The 21,679-nt window shown below is 64.8% G+C and carries 23 protein-coding genes; 8 read left to right on the plus strand and 15 right to left on the minus strand.

Annotation, left to right across the window (positions count from 1 at the left end):
* Positions 1-7: 7 nt before the first annotated feature.
* The 4 genes from WN72_RS44435 to WN72_RS44450 form a co-directional block, all read right to left on the minus strand.
* Positions 8-829, minus strand: coding sequence for an SDR family NAD(P)-dependent oxidoreductase (locus WN72_RS44435; RefSeq protein ID WP_027561984.1), 822 nt, complete (start codon positions 827-829; stop codon positions 8-10).
* A gap of 18 nt (positions 830-847) precedes the next feature.
* Positions 848-1,402, minus strand: a complete 555-nt coding sequence (locus WN72_RS44440; protein ID WP_027561983.1) for a cytochrome P460 family protein — start codon at positions 1,400-1,402, stop codon at positions 848-850.
* Between the two features lie 71 nt (positions 1,403-1,473).
* Complete coding sequence (locus WN72_RS44445; protein WP_092212291.1) at positions 1,474-2,502, minus strand: alpha/beta fold hydrolase; 1,029 nt, start codon at positions 2,500-2,502, stop codon at positions 1,474-1,476.
* Between the two features lie 32 nt (positions 2,503-2,534).
* Positions 2,535-2,954: an organic hydroperoxide resistance protein gene (locus WN72_RS44450; protein ID WP_092212424.1), complete on the minus strand. Its 420-nt coding sequence runs from the start codon at positions 2,952-2,954 to the stop codon at positions 2,535-2,537.
* 198 nt (positions 2,955-3,152) lie between these two features.
* On the opposite strand from WN72_RS44450, the gene WN72_RS44455 reads away from it, so the two are divergent.
* Entirely contained in the window at positions 3,153-5,993 is a 2,841-nt protein-coding gene (locus WN72_RS44455; protein WP_092212289.1) for an ATP-binding protein, read from the plus strand.
* Positions 5,994-6,098: 105 nt separating this feature from the next.
* Here the strand turns inward: WN72_RS44455 and WN72_RS44460 are convergent, their stop codons facing one another.
* A complete protein-coding gene (locus WN72_RS44460; protein ID WP_027561979.1) occupies positions 6,099-6,770 on the minus strand; it encodes a response regulator in 672 nt (223 codons plus the stop codon).
* A gap of 340 nt (positions 6,771-7,110) precedes the next feature.
* Between WN72_RS44460 and WN72_RS44465 the strand changes: the two genes are divergently transcribed.
* Positions 7,111-8,736: an MFS transporter gene (locus WN72_RS44465; protein WP_194482968.1), complete on the plus strand. Its 1,626-nt coding sequence runs from the start codon at positions 7,111-7,113 to the stop codon at positions 8,734-8,736.
* A 123-nt stretch (positions 8,737-8,859) separates the two neighbouring features.
* On the opposite strand, the gene WN72_RS44470 is transcribed toward WN72_RS44465, so the two are convergent.
* Both WN72_RS44470 and WN72_RS44475 read right to left on the minus strand, forming a co-directional pair.
* On the minus strand, positions 8,860-9,333 hold the full coding sequence (locus WN72_RS44470) for a secondary thiamine-phosphate synthase enzyme YjbQ (protein WP_167380595.1): 474 nt from the start codon (positions 9,331-9,333) through the stop codon (positions 8,860-8,862).
* Positions 9,334-9,465: 132 nt separating this feature from the next.
* Positions 9,466-9,999, minus strand: coding sequence for a hypothetical protein (locus WN72_RS44475; protein WP_027561976.1), 534 nt, complete (start codon positions 9,997-9,999; stop codon positions 9,466-9,468).
* 359 nt (positions 10,000-10,358) lie between these two features.
* Between WN72_RS44475 and WN72_RS44480 the strand changes: the two genes are divergently transcribed.
* The 5 genes from WN72_RS44480 (at position 10,359) to WN72_RS44500 (ending at position 12,994) form a co-directional block, all read left to right on the plus strand.
* Entirely contained in the window at positions 10,359-10,733 is a 375-nt protein-coding gene (locus WN72_RS44480; protein ID WP_027561975.1) for an AtpZ/AtpI family protein, read from the plus strand.
* A 111-nt stretch (positions 10,734-10,844) separates the two neighbouring features.
* Positions 10,845-11,594: a F0F1 ATP synthase subunit A gene (locus WN72_RS44485; RefSeq protein ID WP_027561974.1), complete on the plus strand. Its 750-nt coding sequence runs from the start codon at positions 10,845-10,847 to the stop codon at positions 11,592-11,594.
* A 53-nt stretch (positions 11,595-11,647) separates the two neighbouring features.
* Positions 11,648-11,875, plus strand: a complete 228-nt coding sequence (locus WN72_RS44490) for a F0F1 ATP synthase subunit C (RefSeq protein ID WP_018643436.1) — start codon at positions 11,648-11,650, stop codon at positions 11,873-11,875.
* Positions 11,876-11,936: 61 nt separating this feature from the next.
* Positions 11,937-12,503, plus strand: a complete 567-nt coding sequence (locus WN72_RS44495) for a F0F1 ATP synthase subunit B family protein (RefSeq protein ID WP_027561973.1) — start codon at positions 11,937-11,939, stop codon at positions 12,501-12,503.
* 5 nt (positions 12,504-12,508) lie between these two features.
* Positions 12,509-12,994: a F0F1 ATP synthase subunit B family protein gene (locus WN72_RS44500; protein WP_027561972.1), complete on the plus strand. Its 486-nt coding sequence runs from the start codon at positions 12,509-12,511 to the stop codon at positions 12,992-12,994.
* Between the two features lie 153 nt (positions 12,995-13,147).
* On the opposite strand, the gene WN72_RS44505 is transcribed toward WN72_RS44500, so the two are convergent.
* From WN72_RS44505 to WN72_RS44525, 5 genes are all read right to left on the minus strand, one after another.
* Positions 13,148-13,804, minus strand: coding sequence for a hypothetical protein (locus WN72_RS44505; RefSeq protein WP_027561971.1), 657 nt, complete (start codon positions 13,802-13,804; stop codon positions 13,148-13,150).
* Between the two features lie 129 nt (positions 13,805-13,933).
* Positions 13,934-14,521, minus strand: a complete 588-nt coding sequence (locus WN72_RS44510) for a GNAT family N-acetyltransferase (protein WP_011084002.1) — start codon at positions 14,519-14,521, stop codon at positions 13,934-13,936.
* Positions 14,522-14,561: 40 nt separating this feature from the next.
* Entirely contained in the window at positions 14,562-15,851 is a 1,290-nt protein-coding gene (locus WN72_RS44515) for a M16 family metallopeptidase (protein WP_027561970.1), read from the minus strand.
* A complete protein-coding gene (thrC, locus tag WN72_RS44520; protein WP_167380594.1) occupies positions 15,848-17,266 on the minus strand; it encodes a threonine synthase in 1,419 nt (472 codons plus the stop codon). Before thrC ends, WN72_RS44515 begins: the two co-directional genes overlap by 4 nt.
* A gap of 546 nt (positions 17,267-17,812) precedes the next feature.
* On the minus strand, positions 17,813-18,457 hold the full coding sequence (locus WN72_RS44525; protein ID WP_027561968.1) for a response regulator transcription factor: 645 nt from the start codon (positions 18,455-18,457) through the stop codon (positions 17,813-17,815).
* An 86-nt stretch (positions 18,458-18,543) separates the two neighbouring features.
* Between WN72_RS44525 and WN72_RS44530 the strand changes: the two genes are divergently transcribed.
* Positions 18,544-19,887 (plus strand): histidine kinase, encoded by a 1,344-nt coding sequence (locus WN72_RS44530; protein ID WP_027561967.1) that lies wholly within the window; start codon positions 18,544-18,546, stop codon positions 19,885-19,887.
* 97 nt (positions 19,888-19,984) lie between these two features.
* On the opposite strand, the gene WN72_RS44535 is transcribed toward WN72_RS44530, so the two are convergent.
* From WN72_RS44535 to WN72_RS44545, 3 genes are all read right to left on the minus strand, one after another.
* Positions 19,985-20,350, minus strand: a complete 366-nt coding sequence (locus tag WN72_RS44535; RefSeq protein ID WP_027561966.1) for a nuclear transport factor 2 family protein — start codon at positions 20,348-20,350, stop codon at positions 19,985-19,987.
* Positions 20,351-20,466: 116 nt separating this feature from the next.
* Positions 20,467-21,219, minus strand: coding sequence for an SURF1 family protein (locus WN72_RS44540; protein WP_092212281.1), 753 nt, complete (start codon positions 21,217-21,219; stop codon positions 20,467-20,469).
* On the minus strand, positions 21,216-21,617 hold the full coding sequence (locus WN72_RS44545) for a DUF983 domain-containing protein (protein WP_092212279.1): 402 nt from the start codon (positions 21,615-21,617) through the stop codon (positions 21,216-21,218). The genes WN72_RS44540 and WN72_RS44545 overlap by 4 nt, the downstream gene beginning before the upstream one ends.
* Positions 21,618-21,679 lie beyond the last annotated feature (62 nt).

Genomic DNA, 21,679 nt, shown 5'->3' on the forward strand with positions numbered 1-21,679 from the left:
GACGCGGTCAGTAGTCGGTCGAGACGCTCAGCGCGCGCCACCTCTCGAGCTCTTCGAGGCGCTGGCGATCGGTCGCTGCGATGGCGTTGACGGCATCACTCCCGAGCGCAATCCGCAGAGGCGGGCGATCCATGTTGGCAAGCTTCAGCACGACAGCCGCGGCCTTGGCCGGGTCGCCCGGCTGGCGGCCATCGTAATCACGCTGCATCCGGACGGCGGCGCCGACCACCGCGTCGTACTCCGGACGCCCCTCGTCGGTGTCATGCGCGGCCTGAGCAAAGCCCGTCCGGAAACCGCCGGGCTCGACGATCGTCACATGCACACCGATCAGCGCCATCTCGCGCGCCAACGATTCCGAAAAGCCTTCGATCCCCCATTTCGCCGCCGAATAAGGTGCGCGGGCCGGCGCGCCGATCCGGCCACCGACGGACGAGACCTGCATGATGTGCCCGCGACGCTGCCGGCGCAGGACGGGAATCGCCGCCTTGGTGACGATGATTGTGCCGATGAGATTCGCCTCGATCTGCTGCCGAAAGGACTCCAGGCTGGTATCCTCGACCGATCCGAGGTCGCCGAAGCCTGCGTTGTTGACGACCACGTCGAGGCCGCCGAATGCCGTCACGGCAAGATCGATCGCCGCCTGAGCGGCGGCCTCGTCGGTGACATCAAGCCTTGCGAGCCGCAGTCTTTCTCCGAAACGTTCCCGCAAGGGCTCGAGCGGGCCGAGGCTCCGAGCCGTGGCAACCACCTGGTCGCCCGCCGCGAGCACGGCTTCGGTGATGGCACGGCCAAGCCCGCGCGAGCTGCCGCTGATAAACCAGGTCTTCATGCCAGCCTCCGCAAGATCTCAAGGCGCGAGCCGCGTGAAGACGTAGTCCCGGCTCTTGGCGCGGGCCTCGTGGCAGCCCCAGCAGGTGCGGTGCTGGGCCTCATCCACCGGCTTGCCATTGGCGAAGCGGCCAAAGCCCCAGCCACCGGTCGAGGCATACTTCTTGGAATCCTTGACCATCACCTGCACTGTGGTGGCGGCGCCGGGGATCGTCGCGGATGCGAACTCGGGCGACTGTTTCCGCTTCCAGGCGCGCTTGACCAGAATGGTGCCGTCGGGGAACGGAAGTTTTCCGGCCTGATAGGCCTCGATTGCGATCTGGTTGCCGACCACGGCGCGAAGCTCGTCGAGCGGCGCGGCTTCTTCGGCCGGCGCGATCAGTTCCCACTGCTTGTAGCCGGGCGGAATCGTGACACCGAAGATCGGCGAGGCGTCGGCCGCCGCGCCGCCTTCCGCGAGCGCGATCGAGACCAGATATGGCACACTCGTCAGGAGAACGACGAGAAGCAGCACGGCGAGCACGATCACCGTGGAGAATGAGAATCTCTTGTTTTCAGATTCGGTTGGCATCATGACGTTTCTTCAAGCGGGATCACGGCACGTCCCCGGTCCAGACGTGCTGGACCGGGGCATTGGATGAATGCTCAGGCGCCGTCGGCGTCGATGACGGCCTTGGCAAAGGCTTGCGGCGCTTCCTGAGGCAGATTGTGACCGATACCGCCGGTGATCAGGCGGAAGTCGTACCGGCCCTCGAACTTCTTGGCATAGGCGCTGGGATCGGGGTGCGGCGCGCCGTTGGCGTCGCCCTCCATCGTGATCGCCGGCACGCGGATCACCGGCGCTGCGGCGAGCTTCTTTTCGATCTCTTCGTACTTCGCTTCGCCCTGGGCGAGCCCGAGCCGCCAGCGGTAATTGTGGATCGTGATCGCGACATGATCCTTGTTGTCGAGCGCCGCCGCGCTGCGGTCGAACGTCGCGTCGTCGAACTTCCATTGCGGTGAGGCGAGCTTCCAGATCAGTTTTGCGAAATCATGCGTGTACTTCTCGTATCCGGCGCGGCCGCGCTCGGTCGCGAAATAGAACTGGTACCACCATTGCAGTTCGGCCGACGGCGGCAGCGGCACATTTCCGGCTGCCTGGCTCGAGATCAGATAGCCGCTGACCGACACCAGCGCGCGGCAGCGGTCCGGCCACAGCGCAGCGATGATGTCGGCGGTGCGTGCGCCCCAGTCGAAGCCGGCGACGACAGCCGTCTTGATGTCGAGCTTGTCCATCAGCGCGATGATGTCGACGGCCATCGCGGCGGGCTCGCCGTTACGCGGCGTCTCGCCGGAGAGAAACTGCGTCGAACCGTAACCACGCAAATAGGGGATGATGACGCGATAGCCGGCCTTTGCCAGGATCGGCGCGACATCGACGAAGGCGTGAATGTCGTAGGGCCAGCCGTGCAGCAGGATCGCGACGGGACCGTTCGACGGGCCAGCCTCGGCATAGCCGACGTTGAGGACGCCGGCATCGATCTGCTTGATCGGACCGAAGGACGCGTTCGATGCCTGGGATCGCTGCGCCTCCGTCTGGGCAACGGCGAGGTCGATCACGCCGAGGCCGACGGCGACGGCCCCTGCGGCGACGCCAAAAAACTTGCGACGATGCTGGTCGATGAGCTGCTTCATGATGGTGCTACCCGGTTCGTGGTTGGTGATGGTCAGATCAGTGCGACCGTGACCTCGATGTTGCCGCGCACGGCCGCGGAATAAGGACAGGTCTGGTGCGCCTCATCGACGATGCCGCGCGCGACCTCGTGATCGAGGCCCGGCAGGCTGACATTGAGGCGCGCCCGCAGGGCGAAAGTGCCATCGTCGTGCAGAAGGTCGATTTCCGCATCGATCGCACTTTTCCTGGGAAGCACGATTTTCCGCTTCCGCGCGGCGATCTCCATGGCGCCTTCGAAACATGCCGACCAGCCCGCCGCGAACAACTGCTCGGGGTTGGTGCCGACGCCTGCTCCGCCCGGCGGCGACAATTTGACATCCAGGCGGCCGTCGGAGCTGCGGGACATGCCATCCCCTCGTCCGCCGCTGGTGTGGGTCCTCGCCGTATAGATCAGCTTTGTCGCTTGTGTCATGAAAGTCTCCTTGCCGTCGCGCATCTGACTAGCAGCCACCTCCGCGGCGCGCCCGTTGGGAGTTGTGAGAAATTGTGAGACCGGCAGGGAACCCGGTCAGGGAGGCCCTACAGACGAGGTCTGATGCCGATGCAAAGCCGGTCTTGCCGGATCGACGTCCGCTCGTTATGCGGTCCTGCAAATGAGCAAGATTTCGTGATGACTGAGCCGGCCGCGCCCGCGGCATCGACATTGTCGTTCGGGCCATTCACCGTGACGCCGCATGAGCGGCTCGTCATGCGCGGCGGCGTCGCGCTGCCGATGGGCGCCAAGAGCTTCGATACGCTGATCGCGCTGATGTCGCGGCCGAACGAGGTCATCAGCAAATGGGAGCTGATGGCGCAGGTCTGGCCCGGCATGGCCGTCGAGGAAGCCAATCTGCGCTTCCACATTGCAGCGCTTCGCAAAGCCCTCGGCGACGGGAAAGACGGCGCGCGCTACATCACCACGCTCTCCGGCCGCGGCTATTGCTTCGTGGCGGCGATCTCGCAAGTGGAGATTCCCGCAGAACGCCGCCCAGCACCGCGGCGCGAACTGCCGCCGGTGAAACTTCCCAACCGGCTGCAGCGGATGGTCGGGCGTGATGATGCCATCGCAGCCATCTCGGACAGGCTCACGACTTCACGATTCGTCACGATCGCCGGTCCCGGCGGTGTCGGCAAGACCGCTGTCGCGGTGGCGATCGCTCACGACCTGCTCGAGACATTCTCGGACGCCGCGCACTTCGTTGACCTTGCTGCGCTCAGCGATCCCGATCTCGTGATCACCTCGATCTTGCTGATGCTGGGTCTGCCGGCGCAGGCCGACGACCCGCTGCCCGCGTTGCTTGCCCATCTGCAGGACAAGCGGATGCTGCTGATCCTGGACAATTGCGAGCATGTCATCTCCGCTGCGGCGTCTCTCGCAGCGGAGATTTTCCACGCCGCGCCGCATGTCCATATCCTCGCCACGAGCCGCGAAGCCCTGCGCGTCGAGGGCGAGCAAGTCTATCGGCTGGCGCCGCTTGCCGTTCCGCCCGACGGCACCGAGCTGACGGCAGCGACAGCACAGACCTATCCAGCGCTCCAGCTTTTCCTCGAGCGGGCGTCAGCCGGCGGCGCGCAGATCGCGCACGACGATGCCAATGCCGCGATCGTCGCGAACATCTGCCGCAGGCTCGACGGCATGGCGCTGGCGATCGAGCTCGCCGCGGGCCGGGTCGATGCCTACGGCCTGGAGCAGACGGCCACGCTGCTCGACGAGCGCCTCAATCTGCTCTGGCAGGGCCAGCGCACCGCGCCGCCTCGCCAGAAGACGTTGCAAGCGACGCTGGACTGGAGCTACGGCCTCTTGTCCGACACCGAGCGTCTCGTGTTGCGCCGCCTCGCGGTCTTCGCAGGCCACTTCACCATCGACGCCGCGCTGGAAGTCGTGCCGGACGAGCGCGTCGACCGCTCCCGCCTATTCGACGCCATCGACAGCCTCGTCGCCAAGTCGATGGTCGCGCCGCGCCCCATCGGCGCCATGATGCGCTATCGCCTGCTCGACACGACGCGGGCCTATCTGCTCGAGATCGAACCTGATGAGGCGGCACTCGCGGCCCGCCACGCAACCTACTATCGGCGATGGTTGGAACAGGCTGGCGCGATATGGGCCACCATACCGAGCGCCGACGAGCGCGCGATCCATTTCTCCGCGCTTCACAATGTGCGCGCCGCGCTCGACTGGTGCTTTGGCGCGAGCGGCGATGCGGGCATCGGCATCGCGCTCGCGGCATCGGCATCCCCGATGTTCCTGGCGATGTCGCTGCTCATCGAATGCCGGCGCTGGTCGGAACGGGCACTGCTTGCGATTGATCCGTCAACGCGCGGCAGCGCCGAGGAAATGCACGTCCAGGCCGCGCTCGGCCTGACCTTGATGTTCACGCGCGGCGGCAGCGAGGCGGCGCGTGGGGCACTGGAGAGAAGTCTCGCGATCGCCGAGGCTCGCGGCGATGCGCCGAACCAGCTCCAGCTGCTTGGCCGCATGCATATCTTCCACGAACGGATGGGACGTTTCGACGCCGCGCTCGGCTACGCCCAGCAGAGCCTCAAGGTCGCCGAAGCCCTCGGCGATGCTGCTTCAATTGCCCTCGCAAGGTCGCTCCTGGGTGTCTCCTTGCATCTGGCCGGCGAGCATCGCGACGCGCTGACCATGCTGGAGGCGGCTTGGCAAGGCCCGGGCACGGAGCGGATCAGCACGATCCACGGCTTCGATCACCGCAACCGGGCCGGCATCTCGCTCGCGCGCGAGCTTTGGTTGCAGGGCCGGTCCGAGGATGCACAGCGACTGGCGCGACAGACGGTCGATGATGCCGCGCAGATGGACCATCCGATCACGCTCTGCATCGCGCTGATATGGCTGGTCTCGATCGATCTCTGGAACGGAAACCTCGACAGCGCGGAAGAGAACATCGACCGCTTCATTGCCCATGCCAATTCGCGCTCGATGGGCCCCTATCTCGCGGTTGGCCGCGGCGTCAAAGGCGAAATCGCGATCCGGCGCGGCGATGCCGCGGTCGGTGTCGAGACGATCACAGCCTGCCTGCGCGAGCTTCACGACGCCGGTTACGAGCTGCTCACCACGACGTTCAACATCGCTCAGGTCCACGGCCTGCTGGCGCTCGGCCAGATCGAACGGGCCGCGAGCCTGATCGACGATGCCATCGGCCTCGTCGAACAGAGCGGCGACCATCTCTACATGCCCGAGCTGCTGCGCATGAAGGCCAAGATATTGCTGTCGCTACCGGAGCCGAACACCGGCGACGCTGAGGCCTGCCTCATGCGATCGCTGAAGCTCAGCCGCGACAAGGGCGCGAAAGCCTGGGAGCTGCGAGTGGCGATTGATCTTGCGCAGCTTCTCGCTGAATGGCGCAGCCGCAAGGACGCAAGGCAATTGCTCCAGACGGCGCTCGAAGGTTTTGCCGATGGCTCCGAGACGGCTGATATCAGGGCGGCCGGCGTGCTGCTGGCAACGCTGTAGCGGACTAAAGCGCGACGAGATCAGGACGAATCGTCATTGCGCTTTAGGTTATTGTTTGAGCATGATCTTTTCGGAAAACCGCTGCGCACTTTTCCGGATCATGTTCTACCCCGTCGGGGTGCCCTGCTTCCATTGGCCGCCGGCGATCTTGGCGGCGGCGATCACGGCCTGCGTCCGGCTCTCGACGCCGAGCTTTTGCAGGATCGCCGAGACATGCGCCTTGATGGTGGCCTCGGACACGCCGAGCTCATAGGCGATCTGCTTGTTGAGGAGGCCTTCCGACAGCATCATCAGCACCCGCACCTGCTGCGGCGTCAGCGTCACCAGGCGGTCGCGCAGGCGCGTCATGTCGGGATCGGCAGCGGCGGACAGGTCGGTGTCGGCGGGAACCCAGACGTCGCCCTCCATCACCTTGAGGATGGCGTCGCGCAAGGTCTCGACGCCGAACCGCTTCGGAATGAAGCCGGAGGCGCCGAAATCGAGCGAGCGGCGGATCGTGGCATTGTCGTCGGAGGCCGAGACGATCACCACCGGGATCGCCGGATATTGCGCGCGCAGATAGATCAGGCCGGAAAAGCCGGAGATCCCGGGCATCGACAGGTCGAGCAGGATCAGATCGACGTCGGAGGCCTGTTCCAGAAGCCTGGTCAGATCCTCGAACGATCCGGCCTCGTCGATCCTGGCAGAGGTCAGGACGCCCGCCACCGCCTGCCGCAGCGCATCGCGGAACAGGGGATGGTCATCGGCAATGACGAGATGGGTCGAGGGAGCGTTCATCGTTCTCTTGCTGGCAATCACCGGCCAGTAAGCCGGTCCGGGGCCTCGGTCAATTCTTTCCCGACCCGCCGTGGCATGCAAGCAGACAATATCCCTTTGCGGGAACGGGGTTAATCCAAAGTCGAGCACTATCGTGCCACCTGGCGGCTGCGCGACGTCAGGTGCGCGTCAGTGCGCAAGGCCGAAAGTCGTATTGGGGCGGGTTTCACGCCGATGTTACCTTGCGCCCCAAGACCTGGGTTGATCCGGCATGCCCGGACATCCGGGGCGCGAGGAAACGCATTTCGGGGAGCGACTCAACATGTCGACAATGGCTGTGTCTCAGACAGGCGCAGGAGGGATGACGAAGGACGAACGTTTCGTCATTCTCGCCTCCTCGCTCGGTACCGTCTTCGAGTGGTACGACTTCTATCTCTACGGTTCGCTCGCCTCGATCATCGGCGTGCAATTCTTCTCGGACTATCCGCCGGCCACACGCGACATCTTCGCGCTGCTGGCATTCGCCGCGGGCTTCCTGGTCCGGCCGTTCGGCGCGATCGTGTTCGGCCGTGTCGGCGACATCGTCGGCCGCAAATACACCTTCCTCGTCACCATCCTGATCATGGGTCTGTCGACCTTCATCGTCGGTCTCTTGCCCAACGCGGCGACGATCGGCATCGCGGCGCCGATCATCCTGATCGCGCTGCGCCTCGCCCAGGGCCTGGCGCTCGGCGGCGAATATGGCGGTGCGGCGACCTATGTCGCGGAGCATGCTCCGAACGGCAAGCGCGGCTACTACACCTCCTTCATCCAGACCACCGCGACGCTCGGCCTGTTCCTGTCGCTGCTGGTCATCCTGTTCACCCGCACCGCGACCGGCGAAGCCGAGTTCGCGAAGTGGGGCTGGCGCATCCCGTTCCTGGTCTCGGTGCTGCTGCTCGGCATCTCGGTCTGGATCCGGCTTCGCCTCAATGAATCCCCGATCTTCCAGAAGATGAAGGATGAAGGGAAGAGCTCGAAGGCGCCGCTGACGGAAGCCTTCGGCAACTGGCAGAACGGCAAGCTCGTGCTGCTCGCGCTGCTCGGTGGCGTGATGGGCCAGGGCGTGGTCTGGTACACCGGCCAGTTCTACGCGCTGTTCTTCCTGCAATCGATCCTGAAGGTCGACGGCTACACCGCCAACCTCCTGATCGCCTGGTCGCTGCTGCTCGGCACCGGCTTCTTCATCGTGTTCGGCATGCTCTCCGACCGGATCGGCCGCAAGCCGATCATCCTCGGCGGCTGTCTGATCGCGGCGCTGACCTTCTTCCCGATCTTCAAGATGATCACCACCAACGCCAACCCGGCGCTGGAAAAGGCGATCGAGTCGGTCAAGGTCGACGTGGTGGCGGATCCCGCAGGCTGCGGCGACCTGTTCAATCCGGTCGGTACCCGCGTCTTCACCGCGCCTTGCGACACCGCGCGCGCCTACCTGTCGCAGTCGTCGGTCAAGTACTCGACCACCCCGGCCCCAGCCGGCTCCGGCGTCAAGGTGGTGGTCAACGGCAAGGAAGTTCCGTACACCAGCGCCAAGGACAGCAACCCGGCCGTTCTCGCCGCGGTGCAGGCGGCCGGTTATCCCAAGACCGGCGATGCGGGCATCGTGAAGATGGCGCATCCGTTCGACATCTTCCGTCCGCAGGTGGCCGCGACCATCGGGCTACTGTTCATCCTGGTGATCTTCGTCACCATGGTGTACGGCCCGATCGCCGCGATGCTGGTTGAACTGTTCCCGACCCGCATCCGCTACACCTCGATGTCGCTGCCCTACCACATCGGCAACGGCTGGTTCGGCGGCCTCTTGCCGGCAACCGCCTTCGCGATCGTGGCCTCGACCGGCGATATCTATGCAGGTCTCTGGTACCCGGTCATCTTCGCGGCCATCACCGTCGTGATCGGTTTCCTGTTCCTGCCCGAGACCAAGGACGTCGACATCAAGGCGACCTGATCGACACAGCGATCGACACCACAAGCCGGCCGCGGAGCGATCCGCGGCCGGTTTCATTTTGTGGATTCCTGGTTTGACGCGTTCTCTTCACGCGAACCGGTACCCACTTCGCTCGAAAACGCTCTACTGATTGCTGCCGATGAATTGCAGCACGACCTCGCGCCGGTGCGGGCGCGCGCGATGCTCGATCAGATAAATCGCCTGCCAGGTGCCGAGCGCGAGCCTGCCGTTCAGGACCGGCACCTGGAGCGAAGTCTGCGTCAGCATCGTCTTGACATGCCCGGGCATGTCATCCGGTCCTTCCGTGTCGTGTGTCCAGCCGGCATTCTCGGGCGCTAGCCGCGACAGTGCCGTGGTGAGATCGACCAGCACGGACGGATCGGCATTCTCCTGGATCGTGAGCGAGGCAGAGGTGTGCCGGATGAACAGCGTCAACGCGCCCTCACGCGCGCGGGCCTCGTCGATGAATGTCGTGGCTTCGCTGGTGAGATCGGTGAAGCCGCGGCCCGGCGTCTGCACGGTCAGCAGCGACGATGCGATCGTCGTGGCTTGCACTGACGACGGCGCCGAGCGGGTGACGGATTTGGTGGATGTCATCGAAATCTCTCAACTCGGGAAGCTGCCGTAGGGTGGGCAAAGCGGAGCGTGCCCACCAATGTGCGCGACGACATCAAGGTGGTGGGCACGGCGATTTGCGCCTCTGCCCAACCTACGGCAGCTCGTCGCGCATCAAATCTTCCCCGACACGTCCTTCTGCACGCGATTGGCCATGTCGATCAGCCGGCGCCAGGCCTTTTCCAGGAACGACATCACGCGGTCCATGTCCTGGTCGCTCGGCAGCGGAATCTCGATCTTGCGGTCGCCCTCGGCGACCTTCGGCTCCGCCTTCTTGAGCGGATCGGATTTCGGCAGCGCCTCGTCGATCTTGCCCGAGACGGTCGGCCCGGCCGCGAGCTGCCCCTTCAGCTTCTCGACTTCGGCCTGGAGCCGGCCGATCTCGGCGTCGAGCGCAGTCCGTTCGTCGGGCACAGCGTAACAGGCCCAGCCGGCGCCGTTCTTGGTGCAGGTCGACACCGTGCCGGTGCGGGTGTCGAGCCGCAGCACGCCCTCGGGAATCGGCGTCATGCTGTAACGGCCGTTTTCACTGTCGGGCGCGGATTGGGCGGCAACGATGCCGCCGCCGGCGGTCATCGCCGCGGCGAACGCCATCGCCGCAAGCCAAGATGCCGTGCAAGTTGTTGTGGATGGTTTCGCAGGTCTCATCGCGCTCTCCGCCACGACGCGCCGGTGGCGCTCTCGCAATTCTACACCCCGGCCGGGCGATCCGCCGCCCAAAACGCGCGCACGGCATCAACGATCACGGCGGCCCCTTTGATCCCGGCAGCACGGCGAAATGGGGACCGCTTCCCCCGATCATGCCGAGAGCTGCTGCGGTGCGGCGTCACGCTGTGTGCAGCACTGCCGCGCGCGGCGATATCATAAACAAAATCAGCTAGATAGCAGAAAGCGACGCAATCGTGACTTGGCTTGACTTGATTATGGGCCATCAGTATGGTCCGCGCGGCTTTTGAGGGTGGCGGGCGTAGTTTCCATTCAACCGCGGCGTTTCTGGTCTTCGTGGCATGGCTCAAGACACGGGACACGACGAGAATGGAAATCGCGATAGATCGCCCGAGGAAGCTGCGCTTTCCGAACGGCTCGGAAGTCTTGATAAGCGGTTGTCCGAAATTCGCGGCCGCCACATCAAGACCGAGCAACCCACAGGTGACAGTGGAGACGGAGCGGCCAGAGCCTCGGCGATGGCGCTTGGTTTTCGGTTATCCTCGGAGTTGGTCGCCGGTGTCGCTGTCGGAGCGGGGATTGGCTGGGGGTTCGACCGCTTGCTGTCGACGTCGCCTTTCGGGTTTATCGTGTTCCTGCTGCTGGGCTTCGTCGCCGGCGTGGTGAATGTGGTGAGATCGGCGGGCGCGGGTCAAAACAGGCGCGGTGGTTCGTAAGCCGATCCCACAGGAGAGGAATGATCGCGCCGGCTTCGCCGGTGCGGGCCGGCCCGGCCGGCAGACCGAGACCCGCCGGCATTGCCCGGCAGACCAAGAGATGCCGCGCTGATGAAAATCGACCCGATCCACCAGTTCAACATCGAGCCTCTCTTCACCCTGGGCCATATCGGCAATCACACGATCGCCTTCACCAATTCATCGCTCTACATGCTGGTGGCGGTCGCCATCATCTCGATCCTGATGCTTGCCAGCGGCACGCAACTGGTTCCCGGGCGTCTGCAGTCGGTCGCCGAGATCTCCTACGAATTCGTCGCCTCGACCATCCGCTCGACGGCCGGCGCGGAAGGCATGAAGTTCTTCCCGCTGATCTTCTCGCTGTTCATGTTCATCTGCGTCTCGAACCTGGTCGGCATCATTCCCTACACCTTCACGATCTCGAGCCATCTGATCGTCACCGCCGGGCTGGCGCTGCTGGTCTTCTTCACCGTGCTGATCTACGGCGTCGCCAAGAACGGCCTGAAATTCTTCTCGATTTTCGTTCCCCACGGCGTCCCCGGCTACGTCCTGCCGCTGGTCATGTTCATCGAGATCCTGTCGTTTTTCCTGCGGCCGGTCTCGCACAGCATTCGTCTGTTCGCCAACATGCTGGCCGGCCACATCGCGCTGAAGGTGTTCGCGGGCTTCGTCGCCATGCTTGGCTTCTCGCTCGGCGCCATCGGCTGGGTCGGCGGCGTGCTGCCGCTCGCGCTCACGATCGCGCTCTACGCCCTCGAGATCCTGGTCGCGTTCCTGCAAGCCTATGTGTTTGCGATCCTGACCTGCATCTACCTCAACGACGCCATTCATCCGGGACACTGAGCGGTCCGGGGAATTTCCACCCACAACCCAATCTTTCTTCCAAGGAGTCTAAAATGGATCCGGCAGCAGCAAAACTTATCGGCGCGGGCATCGCGTGCATCGGCATGGGCGGTGCGGGCGTCGGCGTGGGCGTGATCTTCGGCAACTACCTCGCCGCAGCCGTCCGCAATCCGTCCGCCGCTCAGGGCCAGTTCGGCAACCTGATCTTCGGCTTCGCCGTGACCGAAGCGCTCGGCATCTTCTCGCTGCTGATCGCTCTGCTTCTGCTGTTCGTTTTCTAAAGAACGACCTCTTCCGCGCCGCTTCATCCGAAGCGGCGCGTGACAGCAACAGGAGTACTCCATGGCCGAGAGTCATGGCGGGGCGAAAGGTCCGGCGACTGACGCCCACACCGAAGCCGACGGCGGTCATCACGGCGGCGGCTTTCCGCCGTTCGAGACCAGCACCTTTGCTTCGCAGCTGGTGTCGCTCGCGATCTTCTTCGTCCTGCTTTACGTGATCGTGTCCAAGCTCGCTCTGCCCAAGGTCGGCGGTGCGATCGAAGCGCGTCAGAACAAGATCGAGGGTGACCTCACTGAGGCGCAGGCGCTGAAGGACCAGTCCGAGGCGGCGCTGAAGGCCTATGAAAGCGAGCTCGCTTCGGCGCGTTCGCGGGCGCAGGCGATCGGCAACGAATCCCGCGACAAGGCGAATGCGCAGGCGGATGCCGAGCGCAAGGCGCTGGAAGAGCAGCTGGCGGCCAAGCTCGCCGAGGCGGAGAAGACCATCGCCTCGACCCGCACGACCGCCATGAGCAACGTCCGCGGCATCGCGGCCGATGCGGCAGGCCAGATCGTGCAGCAGCTCACCGGCGTCGTTCCGGATGCGGCGTCGGTCAATGCCGCCGTTGATGCGTCCTTGAAGGGTTAGTCGAGATGTTCTTCGATCCTGAAACGTGGGTCGCCGTCGCCTTCGTGATCCTGATGGTCGTGTTCGGCTATCTCGGGGTGTTCAAGTCGGCGCTGACCGCGCTCGATCATCGCGCCGAGCGCATCAAAGCCGAGCTCGACGACGCCACGCGCCTCAAGCAGGAAGCGGCCAAGGTGCTCGCCGACTACAAGGCGCGCAGCGCCACCGCCGAGCGCGAGGCTGCCGACATCATCGCCAATGCCAAGTCCGAAGCCGAGCGCATCGCGACCGAGGCCAAGGCGAAGATGGAGGATTTTGTCGCCCGCCGCACCAAGACCGCAGAGAGCAAGATCGCGCTCGCCGAAGCCCAGGCGCTCGCGGATGTCCGCGCCGCAGCCGCGGAAGCCGCCGTCCAGGCCGCCTCGACGATCCTGTCGCAGTCGGTCAAGGGCCAGGTGGCCGACGATCTGCTCGCCAAGGGCATCAACGAGGTTCGGCAGAAGCTGAACTGAGGGGTTAGCCTTCACCAATCAAAAAGCCGGCGCGATGAGCGCCGGCTTTTTTTGTTTGGGGGAGATGCTTCCTCATCGTCATGCCCGGGCTTGTCCCGGGCATGACGGGTTTGCGGAACGAGCGGCGGCCCAAACGCGTGCCGAGTTCCGCCCTTACTTCTTCTTCCCTCGCCCCTTCGGCTCGGGTGAGAGCGCCTGCGGATCGAAGCCGACATAGAAGATGTAGGAATCGGCGACCGCGGCCGACGGCACCGGGTAGGACAGGTCCTCGGCAACGAAGGTGAACGGCACGCTGCCGCCCTCCGCCATCTCGACCGTGGTCCGGTAGGCCTTCGAGGCGATCACTTTCTCGCCGACGCCGCCCTGCACCACGGCGACGCGCAGGGGCACTTCGACCGTCGATGGCGCGCCGGCGGGACCGGCGATGACGCGGCCCTGGATGCCGATCCGGGCCGTGATCTCGCCGCCGTTCCGGACACATTCGCGCGCCATCTTGGTGATCGAGGCCTGGAAGCGGACGTCGTTGCCGACGGCCGGCTTGCCGGTAGAGCCGACCCCGTAGGTCGAGGCGCCGGCGCGCACCGTGACCTGCGGGCAATCGACGTCGTCATCGGCGGCCGGCTGGCCCGGCGCGGGCGCCGGCTTGGGCTGGGCCGGCTCGTCGGACTTGCCGCCAAAGAGGTTCTTGAAGCGGTCGGTGAGCGACTGGGCCGCCACCGGAGAGACCGAGGCGAGCGCAACCGACAACGCCAGCGCGATCCCCGTCCCCCGTCGCAACGCATTCCGCGATGACCGAAGCTCCTGCACCATCGACACCCATACTCCATGACAAATACCGGCCGATCACCGCCGGCCATGCGCGTTATATCGTCAAAATCGGCGAACCCAAGGCAGCAAAAGGCCGTCGCAATGCGACTTTGGCCACAGGAAGGGTTGGGTTCAGCCGCGGAAATCCTCGTGCAGCAGGCCGAACAGCAGATGGTCCTGCCAGACCCCGTTGATGCAAAGATAGCGCCGCGCGAGCCCCTCGCGGGAGAAGCCGCACTTCTCCAGGACACGGATCGACGGCGCATTGGTGGGGATGCAGGCGGCCTCGACCCGGTGCAGATTGAGCTCGCCGAACAGCGTCGGCAGCAGCACCCGCAGCGCCGCCGTCATGTAGCCGCGATGGGCATGGGGCTGGCCGACCCAATAGCCGATGGTGCCGGCCTGCACGATGCCGCGGCGGACATTGGCGAGCGTGATGCCGCCCACCATGGCCCCATCGAGCTCGCGGAAGATCAGGAAGGGGTAGGAGCGGTCCGCAGCAATGTCCTCGGAATAGCGGCGCAGACGGCGGCGGAAGCCAGACCGGGTGAGATCGTCCGACGGCCAGATCGGCTCCCAGGGCGTCAGGTAATCGCGGCTGCTCTCGCGCAGATGCGCCCATTGCAGGAAGTCCGACATCTGCGGCGCACGCAGCAGCAGCCCGTTGCCGCGCGGAGCGAGGGCGGCGGGTCCACTGGAAGGCAGGCGAAAGAGAGCCATGGTGATGCTTCCCGAAGGCGGAGGCTCCGTGGCGCGGCTCCTAATGCAGCCGCGCCTTGGCGCGCGCCCGCGTCAATCCTTCCGCAAAAGACACCGCCGTGTCCAGACCCCTGCCGCTGCCCAATGCGACAACTGCAGGGCGGCTACGCGAAAGCAGCGCACGCGCGGCATCCCGGGTCGATTCGACACTGACCGCGTCGATCCGGGCCACCAGTTCCTGCACCGTCTGCGGCCTTCCATAAGCCAGCACGTGCCGGGCGAGTTGCTCGGCGCGGGACGAGCAGCTCTCCAGCGCCATCAGCAGGCCTGCCTTCATCTGCGCCTTGGCCCGCGCGATCTCGGCCTCGGCCAGGGTCTCGACCGAATCATTCATGATGTCGACCACGACCTCCATCATCTCCGGCGCGTCGGCCGGATCGGTTCCGGTGTAGAGGCCGAAGAAGCCGGTGTCGGTATAGGGGGCGTGGAACGAGTAGATCGAGTAGCAGAGGCCGCGCTTCTCGCGGACCTCCTGGAACAGCCGCGACGACATCCCGCCGCCCAGGATGTTGGTGAAGACCTGGAGCGAGAACAGCGACGGGTCGGTCTGGGGCACGCCTTCCAGCGCCAGCGTCAGATGCGCCTGCTCGAGCTCGCGATGCACCACCTTGGCGCCGCCCTTGCCGAACTGCGCCGACTGCGGCTTCGGACCCGGCGTCGCCTCGAAGCTTGCAAAGCGCTGCTCGACCTCAGCAACCACTTGTTGGTGATCGACCGCGCCAGCGGCCGCCACCACCATGTCGGGGCCGCGATAATGCGTCGACAGATAGCCGCGCAGCATGTCGCGGTTGAAGCTGCGCAGCGTCTTCGCGGTGCCGAGCAGCGAGCGGCCCATCGGCTGGTCGGGATAGCAAAGCTCGTTGAGATGCTCGAACACGACGTCGTCGGGCGTGTCCTGCGCAGCGCCGATCTCCTGCACGATGACGTTCTTCTCGCGCTCGAGCTCGTCGGGCTCGAAGGCGGGATTGGCGAGGATATCGGCGAGCACATCGAGCGCCAGCGGCACGTCGGCCTTCAGCACCCGCGCGTAATAGGATGTCGTCTCGGTCGAGGTGCCGGCATTGAGGTCGCCGCCGACCGCCTCGATCTCCTCGACGATCTCGCGCGAGGAGCGCCTGGTCGTGCCCTTGAACGCCATGTGCTCAAGGAGATGCGAGATGCCATGCTCGTTCGGCTTCTCGTCGCGGCCGCCGACGCCCGCCCAGACGCCGAGCGCCGCGGTCTCGAGATGGGGCATCTTGTCGGTGACGACGGTTAGGCCGGAGGCAAGCTTGGAGATCTCGACGCTCATCCGGCAACTCCCTGTTTTGCGGCGCGGCTGACCGACAGCACGAACCGCTCGACCTCGGCCTGATCGTTTTTCATCACCTTCATGTGTTCGGATTTGGTCATGAGACCGTCGAGCCAGGCCGGCAGTTGCGGCCGCTGGCCGCAGGCCGCCTCGACCGCGTCCGGGAATTTGGCCGGATGGGCCGTAGAGAGCACGATGCTGGGCACCGTGGTGTCGGTGGTATCGCGGTCGGCGACGGCGAGCGCCACCGCGGTGTGCGGGTCGACCAGCTCGCCCGCCTCGCGCCAGGCGGCGCGGATCGCAGCCGCGGTCTCGGTCTCGTCGGCGCGGCCTGCGTCGAACTCCTCCCGGATCGCCGCCAGCGTCGCATCGGGCAGCACGAAGCGCCCCGACTGCTTCAGCGAGTCCATCAGGCGGCGCACGCCGGCCGCATCGCGCTTGCCGGCTTCGAACAGCAGCCGCTCGAAATTCGAGGAGATCTGGATGTCCATCGACGGCGAGGCGGTCGCATGCACCTCGCGCACCTCGTAGATGCCGGTCTTCAGCGTGCGCGCCAGGATGTCGTTGACGTTGGCGGCGATGCAGAGGGTACGCACGGGCAGGCCCATGCGCTTGGCAACATAGCCGGCAAAGATGTCGCCGAAATTGCCGGTCGGAACGATGAAGTCTATCGCGCGCGCCGGCGCGCCGACGGCAACGGCCGAGGTGAAGTAGTAGACCACCTGGGCGACGATGCGCGCCCAGTTGATGGAATTGACACCGGAGAGCGAAGTCGCATCGCGGAAGCGATGGTTGTTGAACATCCCCTTCACGAGCGCCTGGCAGTCGTCGAAGGTACCTTCGATGGCGAGCGCATGGACGTTGGCCGCGCCCGTCGTCGTCATCATCCGCTGCTGCACCTCGGAGATGCGGCCGTGCGGAAACAACACGATGAGATCGACATTCTCGAGGCCTGCGAAGGCTTCGACCGCGGCGCCGCCGGTGTCGCCCGACGTCGCGACCACGATGGTGGTGCGCTGGCCGCGCTTGGCGAGCACATGGTCCATCAGCCGCGAGATCAGCTGCATCGCCACGTCCTTGAAGGCGAGCGTCGGACCGTGGAACAGCTCCAGCACGAACTGGTGCGGCGCCATCTGGCGCAGCGGCACCACCGCGGGATGGCGGAAGGTGGCGTAGGCCTCGTTCGCCATGCGGCCAAGCTCGGCGTCCGATATCTCGCCGCCGGCGAAGGGGCGGATCACGTCGACTGCGACCTCCCAATAGGGGCGACCGAAGAAGCCGGCGATGGCTTCGGTCGAGAGCTGCGGCCAAATGGCCGGAACATACAGGCCGCCGTCACGGGCAAGCCCAGTCAGCATCACGTCGCAGAAGCCGAGTTCGGGGGCCTCGCCCCGGGTCGAGATATAACGAGTCAAACTGCCCTCCAAAGGCCGGCCGGGCCAAAGCTCGATCCGTAAGCCTTTGATTTTACGAAAATACTTGTTAACAGCCAGAGGCTTTGGGCCACCATAAAGTGTTTTGCGGCGTCGGGAAACCGCTTCCCGTCGAGGCCTCTGCAACGAAAAGGGCTGCGGCGATGCCGCAGCCCTCTCTTGGAAGGTCTGTCGTTGAGTGTGCAGACCGGTTTGCCTCGTGCGGGTCGCGGGCCCGCTAAACTATCGGCACCAGCTTTCGTTGCCTGTCATCAGATCGTCAAGAGCGAAAACTGTGTACGCCGAAAGATGTTCCCTGTTTTTCCCGGGATGCTTCGGCCCGCTCTTTGGCATTCGCATGCAGGTTCATTCCTGACTTTGCCACGTTTTCCCGAATTTATCACCCGCCTCGGGAACGAATGACCCGGCGGCCGATTGTGTCGGCGGATGGCACCCGCCGTCATCCACGCATTGCCCGGCCGACGGCGGCGCCGATCCGTCGACCGAACCGCTGCATCCTGGAGCAGCCGGTTCGGTCGCCGACGGATCTCAGCTCATCCCGATTTCCACCGCGATCCTGATCAGGTCGGAATGGTTCTTGGCCCCTAACTTCTGCTTGAGCAGGGACGTGGTGTTCGCGACGGTCTTGTAGGAGATGCCGAGCGCCTCGGCGACCTCGACGATCTTGTCGCCGCGCCCGAGCAGGCGAAGAATCTCGAGCTCCCGCGGCGTCATCTGCGAAGCCGGATTGGCCTTGATCGCGGCGCCGGAGAACGTCACGGCCTCGGCGAGTTGCGGCGAGATGAAATTGTCACCTGCGACGACCTTGCGCACGGCTTTCAGCAGGATCCTGGGATCGTCGCCCTTGGAAACATAGCCCTGCGCGCCGAGCTCAACGGCCCGCACCACGAAGGCCGGATCGTCGTTCATGCTGAACATGATGATCTTGGCGTCCGGATCGTCCTTGCGGATGCGTCGCATTAGCTCGAAACCGGAGACGTCGGGCAGGCTGATATCGATCACGGTGACGTCAGGCCGCTTGCTGACATAGGCGCGATGTCCGGATTTAGCATCCGTCGCCTCGTCGATGCGGATCGAATGGTCGGACGCGAAAAGCGTCCGGCATCCGGACAGCACCACAGGATGGTCGTCGACGATCAGAACCTTGGTCGCCGGCTTGGCGGTATCTTGCATCGCGCGCTCTCTTGTTTTTCGACTCATAGACCGGCGGGAACAAATGGAAAGAGCAAATCGCCCCGATGCGCGTTAGAATTGACCTAATGTGGCAACGGCTCTCGTTCAGAACCCAACTGTTTCTTCCGCTCGGCTTGAGCTTTCTAGCCGCGCTGGCCATGGGCGGCGTGCTGCTCCAGACATTCGCGACCGGCCAGCTGGCCGACGAGAACGAGCCAGGTCGGCGCTCGACCCGGACCGTCGCCGTCGCACTCAACAACGCCCTCGGCGCCTCGGATAACCCGCGGAAGATCCTCGATGCGTTCGTCCATTCGCTGGATCCCTCCTCTGATATCCAATTCCGCCCCATGGAAGCAGGTCCCGCGCCCCCTGTGAAGGACCGTCTGCACGATCTGCATGGCGTGCCGCAATGGTTCGCAGACCTGATCGTCATTCCGGACATGGACGCGGCCTCACCTGTCATCATCGACGGCAGGCGTGTCGGTGACATCGTCTTCATGCCTGACCTGTCGGCCGACCTGTTCGAGAAATGGATCGGCTTTCTGGCGCTGACAAGTCTGATCGCCGTATTGACGGTTCTGACCGGCACGATCGCTTATCTGTTCACAGAATCAGCGCTGCGCCCTCTGCAAAAGCTCGGCGCAGGCCTCACCCGAATACGGCGCGGCGATTACGCGATGCCGATTCCGGTGGCAGGGCCGCCGGAGATCCGGCAGAGCTGCGAGGAGGCCAACGCGCTGGCAACGACGCTGGCGGAATTGAGCCAGGACAATCGCGACCTGCTGCATCGCCTGGTGTCGCTCCAGGACGACGAGCGGCGCGACCTCGCCCGCGAGCTGCATGACGAGCTCGGACCGCTGCTGTTCGGCATCCGCGCCAGCACCATCGCCCTGGCCGAGGCCTCGCCACGGGCAGGAAATCTCGGCAATTCGGCGCAGGAGGTGATGCGGTCGGTCGAGGCGCTCCAGCAGGCCAATCGCCGCATCCTGGACCGGCTGCGGCCGCTCTACATCGAGCAATTGGGGCTCCAGACCAGCTTGCAGACGCTGCTCCAGAACTTTCGCAGACAGGCGCCGCATGTCAGCCTGACGGCCACGATCGATGCCGCTCTGAACGAGATCGACGGACCGCTGGCCCAGACCGTCTATCGCGTGATCCAGGAGGCGCTGACCAACGTGCTACGCCATGCCAATGCCCGCAACGCCCATGTGCAGGCCACCATGGCGGGCGAGGCGCTCGCCATCGAGATCTCCGACGACGGCGGCGGCTTTCCAGAGAGCAACGTCTTTGGCCGGGGTCTGACCGGCATGCACGAGCGCGTGCGCGCTCTCAGCGGATCATTGTCATTGCTGCGCGCGGACGATCGAACCTATGTGCGCTGCCAGCTGCCGGTGGATGCGACGCGAGAAGAGCAGCGGCCGCGGAGCTAAAGCGCGATGAGATTGGGATGAATCGTCATCGCGCTTTAGGTTGTTGTTTGAGCATGATCTTTTCGGAAAACCGCTTCGCACTTTTCCGGATCATGCTTTAGCACGCGCAGCCATCGTGGGAGTTCTGCGGCGACGGCGTGCACAGCGTACTGTAAATCTTGCCTTCCGCGCTGAAGCGGAACGAGGCGTGGATGCGCAGTGAGCCCGCGATGGAATATTCGAGATCGATGCCGTGCGGCACGGGATTGATTTCTTCGAGGCCGAATCCGACCGACGAGAAAGTGCTGAGCCGGGGTCCCCAATAGGTTTCGAGCTCGTTTCGGCCACGATAATGCTGCGTGCCGTTGCAGGTGCATTCGACCCGGGCGTCGTCCGCATAGAGGTCGAGCAGGCCCGCAAGGTCGCCTGTGCGGCAGGCGTCGACCCAGTCGACGACGATTCCCATCTGATCAATATCGCTCACGCCAACATCCTGTTTGCCGCGAAAATTTTCGCGCGGCTTAGGGCCACAGTCGTGAATATGCGCTGAATAATAAAGCCCGGATGATTGCGGGTTCCCTCTGGGAACCTGCGGTCATGTCAGGCCGGGCGTCGTCCTTTCATCCAGACGCCGAACGCGATCAACACCGCGCCTGCGAGCGCGAACCAGGTGATGGCGTATTGCAGATGATCATCCTTCAGATGCACGTCGAGCGGACCCGGGCGCGGGATGCCGTTCTCGGGCGCAGGCCGCTCCAGGTCGATATAGAACGGCGCAACCGTGCCCCAGCCCAGCGCGCTTGCGATCGCCCGATGATCGCGCACGAACCAGAGTCGCTTGTCGCGGTTCTCCCCCGGCGTCAGCCAGCCCGACGCCTCGGGAAAGCGCAGATAGCCGGTGAGCACGACGGGCTGCCCGGTGACGAGCTTCTTCACCGCACGATCCTCGACGCCGCGGTCCTGCATCGTGTTCTCGACGAAGCCGGCGTCGATCACGATCGTCTCACCGCTCGGAAGGCGCGCCGGCAGGAAGGCCCAGGTGCCGGGGCCGGAGGCGTCCTTGCGCACGGCCGAGCCGGAGGAATAGATCATCGCATCAGGAAGCGGCGCATAGGTCGCGGTAAAGCTGACGCGGCGGAATTCGTCGTGCGCGGGATCGAGCGCGGTCCACTGCGACGGCGGCGGCAGCGCGACGGGCGCTTCGGCCAACCGCTCGGTGAGCGCCGCGATCAGCTCGTGCTTGGCGGTCCGGCGCTGCAATTGCCAGACTCCGAGCGAGATCAAGACCACCGTCAGGAACAGCGTGAACAGCGCGAAGCCGGCCACGCGAGGCTTGCGCGCCGTCTCGTTCATTTCGCGCGGTCGACCAGCCGGCCCGGCGCCGCCTTGTGGTGGAATTGCAGCGCGATCAACAGCGACTTCATCGCACGCAGCGGCAGCAGCGTGGTGGCGAGGATCAACGGCAGCCAGAGCGCTGCATGCAGCCAGAACGGCGGCTGGTACTTGACCTCGACGACGAGCGCGCAGCCGACCACGATCGCACCGGCCAGCATGATGATGAAGATCGCCGGACCATCGCCGCTGTCGATGAAAGCGTAATCGAGGCCGCAGCGGTCGCAGGACGGCGCGAGCGTCAGGAAGCCCGCGTAGAGCTTGCCCTGGCCGCAGCGCGGACACTTGCAGGCAAGCCCGCGCATCGCGCTTTGCAGGACGGTTGTCTCGGGCTCGGATGTGCCGGTGGTGTCGTTCATGATCGCGGGACTCTATCACAGTTTCCGCCGAAACTTGCGGCGGCAGAAAATGCGAAAGGGCG

Source organism: Bradyrhizobium arachidis, assembly GCF_015291705.1.
In the GTDB taxonomy this organism is placed as follows: Bacteria; Pseudomonadota; Alphaproteobacteria; order Rhizobiales; family Xanthobacteraceae; genus Bradyrhizobium; species Bradyrhizobium arachidis.

What these genes read in the sequence shown, in the direction of transcription:
- WN72_RS44435 (WP_027561984.1), bottom strand. Translation starts at nt 829, where the DNA reads ATGAAGACCTGGTTTATCAGCGGCAGCTCGCGCGGGCTTGGCCGTGCC.
- WN72_RS44440 (WP_027561983.1), bottom strand. Translation starts at nt 1,402, where the DNA reads ATGATGCCAACCGAATCTGAAAACAAGAGATTCTCATTCTCCACGGTG.
- WN72_RS44445 (WP_092212291.1), bottom strand. Translation starts at nt 2,502, where the DNA reads ATGAAGCAGCTCATCGACCAGCATCGTCGCAAGTTTTTTGGCGTCGCC.
- WN72_RS44450 (WP_092212424.1), bottom strand. Translation starts at nt 2,954, where the DNA reads ATGACACAAGCGACAAAGCTGATCTATACGGCGAGGACCCACACCAGC.
- WN72_RS44455 (WP_092212289.1), top strand. Translation starts at nt 3,153, where the DNA reads ATGACTGAGCCGGCCGCGCCCGCGGCATCGACATTGTCGTTCGGGCCA.
- WN72_RS44460 (WP_027561979.1), bottom strand. Translation starts at nt 6,770, where the DNA reads ATGAACGCTCCCTCGACCCATCTCGTCATTGCCGATGACCATCCCCTG.
- WN72_RS44465 (WP_194482968.1), top strand. Translation starts at nt 7,111, where the DNA reads ATGACGAAGGACGAACGTTTCGTCATTCTCGCCTCCTCGCTCGGTACC.
- WN72_RS44470 (WP_167380595.1), bottom strand. Translation starts at nt 9,333, where the DNA reads ATGACATCCACCAAATCCGTCACCCGCTCGGCGCCGTCGTCAGTGCAA.
- WN72_RS44475 (WP_027561976.1), bottom strand. Translation starts at nt 9,999, where the DNA reads ATGAGACCTGCGAAACCATCCACAACAACTTGCACGGCATCTTGGCTT.
- WN72_RS44480 (WP_027561975.1), top strand. Translation starts at nt 10,359, where the DNA reads ATGGCTCAAGACACGGGACACGACGAGAATGGAAATCGCGATAGATCG.
- WN72_RS44485 (WP_027561974.1), top strand. Translation starts at nt 10,845, where the DNA reads ATGAAAATCGACCCGATCCACCAGTTCAACATCGAGCCTCTCTTCACC.
- WN72_RS44490 (WP_018643436.1), top strand. Translation starts at nt 11,648, where the DNA reads ATGGATCCGGCAGCAGCAAAACTTATCGGCGCGGGCATCGCGTGCATC.
- WN72_RS44495 (WP_027561973.1), top strand. Translation starts at nt 11,937, where the DNA reads ATGGCCGAGAGTCATGGCGGGGCGAAAGGTCCGGCGACTGACGCCCAC.
- WN72_RS44500 (WP_027561972.1), top strand. Translation starts at nt 12,509, where the DNA reads ATGTTCTTCGATCCTGAAACGTGGGTCGCCGTCGCCTTCGTGATCCTG.
- WN72_RS44505 (WP_027561971.1), bottom strand. Translation starts at nt 13,804, where the DNA reads ATGGTGCAGGAGCTTCGGTCATCGCGGAATGCGTTGCGACGGGGGACG.
- WN72_RS44510 (WP_011084002.1), bottom strand. Translation starts at nt 14,521, where the DNA reads ATGGCTCTCTTTCGCCTGCCTTCCAGTGGACCCGCCGCCCTCGCTCCG.
- WN72_RS44515 (WP_027561970.1), bottom strand. Translation starts at nt 15,851, where the DNA reads ATGAGCGTCGAGATCTCCAAGCTTGCCTCCGGCCTAACCGTCGTCACC.
- WN72_RS44525 (WP_027561968.1), bottom strand. Translation starts at nt 18,457, where the DNA reads ATGCAAGATACCGCCAAGCCGGCGACCAAGGTTCTGATCGTCGACGAC.
- WN72_RS44530 (WP_027561967.1), top strand. Translation starts at nt 18,544, where the DNA reads ATGTGGCAACGGCTCTCGTTCAGAACCCAACTGTTTCTTCCGCTCGGC.
- WN72_RS44540 (WP_092212281.1), bottom strand. Translation starts at nt 21,219, where the DNA reads ATGAACGAGACGGCGCGCAAGCCTCGCGTGGCCGGCTTCGCGCTGTTC.
- WN72_RS44545 (WP_092212279.1), bottom strand. Translation starts at nt 21,617, where the DNA reads ATGAACGACACCACCGGCACATCCGAGCCCGAGACAACCGTCCTGCAA.